Consider the following 4,110-nt stretch of genomic DNA (forward strand, 5'->3'; position numbering starts at 1 on the left):
GGCAGGTCGATGTATTGTTCAACTTTGTCGCTGGTGTGAGTGTTGGCCAAATTTTTGAGTTTACTGACCTGGTACTCGAGCACCATTTCCATAATCTGGTCATGAAACTTCAGCGGGATAAATCCACGGATCGGCGCCACAGCGGCTTGTTCGCGCAGATGTATTTCATGTAGCCGGGTCTCTACTTGCTGTTTGGTGAACGGCGACCCATGAGCAACATTGGCGGTGTAACGTTCTCTGGCCAGCTCTTCAAGCCGTTTACGGGTATCCAGCAATAATTGCGCCTGCTCACGCGTCAGTTCAATGTCCTGCTCACGGTAGCGGTAAATCAACATCCCGATAACTTCAATGGGATCTTCTGTCACCAAGCTGCGAACAAACCCGCCAATACTTAGCCGTAAGTTGTTGTCGGCTTGCCATTTCTCGTGCCGCGTTTCTACTTGTTCTTGTTCATGGTTGATGTCGCGTAAAACGCCGAGGTCGTCGTCGAGGCAAGCCAATACGGTGTATAAACCGCGTGATTGGGTGTGGGCGATTTCTATAAGGCTTTGCGTTGTAGTCGGTTCCCATGGCACGGCACTCCACTCTCCCGGTGCGGGTATCTCATCGGAAACCGGGGGGTACTTGGCGGCGATTTTTGCGCGTTCACTTAGCCAACGTTGGGTGTCGGTATAGGCCTTGATCCTGTCGGGCGCTGGGTCTTTGATCGCCTCCTTGCCCAATTCATCCGCACAGGTTTGCAGTGTGGACTGATTGCGTTGGTAATCGATCGCCAGCGCCCTGTCATAAAGCTCGGGGACTAATTCGCCCATGACGCTGTTGGCATCTTTAAGCGGCACGCAGTGCGGCGCTTGCAGGGTGTTCGCAACCTGCCGTAAATCAAGACGGCGCATGCGTTTTGCGCGAATTTCTGGCTCGGTGAGTTGTTCGCAAAAAGCCGCATTCAGCGGGATTTCGCTGTAGAGCATCCAGGCCTCCTGGTGCTTGTCCAATGCGATACCGCTCAAGGTGCCAACATTCACGACGGTGTCATCGTCGTCCAGCTCTTGTACGCGCAATAGGTGGTTTTGGGCCATGGTGTAGCGCTGAAGTGGCCCCTTGCCCTGCCATACGTAGACAAAGCCCGAACGCAATAGACGGGCGGCCATGGGGTGGCTTTTGGTTTCTACCCCCGGTTGGAAAGCCGGATGGCTCACAGCCTTGACGCCAAACTGAAACGCCGAGTGTTTGGCAGGCTCTTCGCTGAGGGCGTAGCGCACCGGGACCACAAAGATGTGTGAGGGGCTGGCCTGGCATTGGCGAACGGTGCTGTTGATGTCGGTGTGCGGGCGAGCGCTGGCTGCTCGCGTGGCTTCAGCCAAATTGACTGCTGCGGCCAGACGTTTATCGCCACTCATGCGGCCACCTCATCCGTGAGAAGTTGGCGTGTTAATTCGTCCAGTACATGCTCAAGTCGTTGTGGCGGCGTCCTATCGCGCTCGCTCAGTAAGTGGCGATAGACCTCTTGGCCCGCGCCATCTGGAAACGTCTCACCGAAATACGCATACACACCGATCCAACTCATCACTTCATCCTCTGCGCTGTAGCCTTGACGCGCCGCATTGCGCTGACAATCTTGTGCCCATTGCTGACGTGCTAGCAGGTCCAGCCCTTGCAGGCACTGGGGGAAATAGCGCTGGCAGTGTTCAATCATTCGTTGAGCAAATTGGTCTCGTTTGCTTTGGCACACAGACTCAAGCTGTTCCGTGCTCAAACGCAGCCAAGGCGTTGTGGCGTATTGGCCACACGGCTGATCAGGATTTTTCTGATGGATAAAACATCCCTCGGCCAACCGAATCGAGCGCACGGGCCCCATCAGCCGATCTCGCTCGGTATCGGGCAAATCGGCTAGCCACAAGCGGATAATTCGCGGGTCGTAGAAACGGAAAAAAGCGCTGACCTCGCCCTCCAGTTGCACATGAACCAGGCTGCGCAAATGCGCGATTAACTCGGCCTCATTGGCCTCTGTTTCCAGCCAGATACCGGCGCGGGCCTGCCACTCTTCGATAAAGGTTTTAGCCAGCGTACTCGTGGGCTCGACCGCTACCAGTACAGGGCCAATGTTTGCCAAGTCGGCATAACGCGTAGTCAAGTACAGAGCGTGCGGGACGGCTTTTGGCGCCAACTGGAACAGGCGCGCGTAGAGATCTGGAATCTGGTTGCTATCGAGTAACAGGTAGGCGCGGGTCATGCTTGACCCTCCTCGAGGGCCTGACAGGTCAAGCACACGGGCTCAATCTCGTCGGCGGATAATTCGAATACGCGTGCTTGGTCAGCCAGCGCCACTGCGGTCATCGCCTCTACCCCGTCCGGCACCGCCAACAGCACAGGCATGCCCGGTATCGGCACTCCGCCGGGCAATATCGGTGAGCTGCTGTAAATTCCGGCTGGGGTGAGTTGCAGGTGTTGCCCGCCGGCCATGAGCGTCAGCAGCGGACCGCCATCGACCACCAGCGTGGCCCCGGCCTTGATGTGTGCGTGCACCCCGGCTTCAATCGCCATCACCAGACCCACGCGGGTGTGGCTGCTGACGGCGACGGCCTGAAAGTCATTGCCCTTGAGTTCGATCTTTCGATCCGCAGTGACGGTCTGCTGGTCTTCGGCGCCAAGCACGACCACCCTGTTGCCAACGATGGTTTCTTCGCGCTTACCATCGACCTGCAGGTGGCTGTCGTTTTCGATGTGTTGCGCCATGTCACGCTGGGCGTGCAGGTAGATTTTTTCTTGGCCCGTGCGGTCTTCGATGCGCAGTTCGTTGTAGCCACCACCGCCCGGCGTGCTACGACTGCGAAAGACGCTTTGGGTTTTCTCGGTCGGCAACGTGAGTGCGGTTGGAGTCATGCTAGATACCAGGCAGCCCGAAACCAGCGGCTGGTCGACATCACCTTCGAGGTAGCTGACCAGTACTTCCATGCCGACCCTGGGAATAGTCACCGCGCCGTAGCTGTCGCCTGCCCAACTGGACGCGACACGCAGCCAGCAACTGCTGGTGTCGTCATCAATCCCGCTGCGGTCCCAATGAAAGCTGACTTTGACCCGGCCGTATTGATCGCAGTGGATTTCCTGACCCGCTGGCCCGGTGACCCGAGCCGTTTGATTGCCTTGGATTCGCGGCTTGTCAAAAACGGTGGGCGAGCGGTAGGTCACGTTCTCAGGCGCTGCAAGAAAGTGATTGCGGTAGCCCTGGGTAAAATCCAGTGAATGCTTGATCCGCGATTGGCCGCCTTGCTCTTCCAACACCTGCGGCTGCTTGCCTTCGTGATGGACGTGAGTCAACAACCACGGCGCATTCCAGTCGCGGTAAGGGTGTTCGCTCAGGGTTAAAAAATGGCCGCTGCACAGCGTCGGCTGATCGCTGTAGCCGATGGCCTGACGGTATTCGCTCTGATGTTGTTCCAGGCTTCGCTGGCTTTGGCGTTCGCCATGCGCGTCGTTATTGAAGCGGCCGGGGTAGGTGTAATGCTCAAGCGGGCGCCGGTTGGGGTCGACGCGGCTATCGGCCTGAAGTGTGCGACTGGCCGTCTTGAAATCATAATCGCGACGCAGGGTGCTGTTGGTCCGGGTTTTCAGGCGCAGATCAAAGCGGTCGACTGCCGCTTCTGCGGCCACCATGCCAGCGTTTTGTACGTAGGGCGTCGCCCGCGGCAACGAAGTGAAAGCCGCCTGTCCATCACCGAACTGCAAGTAATGGGCGTCGGACGAATGCTTGAAGTGGTAGTGAATACCCTCTTCAAAACACAACCGTTGAATAAAGTGCAGGTCTGATTCGCCGTACTGCACGCAATATTCACGCGGCGCGTAGGTCGATTGCAGGGTAAAGCCGTACACCGTGCCGAGAATGCCGTGCTCTTCGAGCAGGATTTCAATGATCTGCTGCACGGTTTTGTTCTGGAAAATACGCTGATTCGTGCGGTGCTCAAGGTAGGCCAAACACGGAACCAGCGTCAGACGATAGAGGCTTAAGCGCTGGCCGGGGCTGTATTGAACGATGCGATAAACCTGCCCGTGGATGCCATGACCCTGCTGATCAAACCCCAGAAAGGCCGGTGTGTGCAGCAACGCCTCGAGGTC

Annotated in this window: 3 protein-coding genes; all 3 read right to left on the bottom strand. The window is 57.3% G+C overall.

What is annotated here, in order from left to right:
• Positions 1–1,397: toxin VasX (locus B347_RS0101790; RefSeq protein ID WP_019408003.1), on the bottom strand; the 1,397-nt coding region annotated here is incomplete at its 3' end.
• Positions 1,394–2,230: a DUF4123 domain-containing protein gene (locus tag B347_RS0101795; protein WP_019408004.1), complete on the bottom strand. Its 837-nt coding sequence runs from the start codon at positions 2,228–2,230 to the stop codon at positions 1,394–1,396. The genes B347_RS0101795 and B347_RS0101790, both read right to left, overlap by 4 nt.
• Positions 2,227–4,110: type VI secretion system tip protein TssI/VgrG (gene tssI, locus B347_RS24560; RefSeq protein WP_019408005.1), on the bottom strand; the 1,884-nt coding region annotated here is incomplete at its 5' end. The genes B347_RS0101795 and tssI, both read right to left, overlap by 4 nt.

The sequence above is a fragment of the Pseudomonas psychrophila HA-4 genome (genome assembly GCF_000282975.1).
In the GTDB taxonomy this organism is placed as follows: Bacteria; Pseudomonadota; Gammaproteobacteria; order Pseudomonadales; family Pseudomonadaceae; genus Aquipseudomonas; species Aquipseudomonas psychrophila_A.

Coding starts and splice junctions, on each gene's coding strand:
- B347_RS0101795 (WP_019408004.1), bottom strand. CDS start 2,230: ATGACCCGCGCCTACCTGTTACTCGATAGCAACCAGATTCCAGATCTC.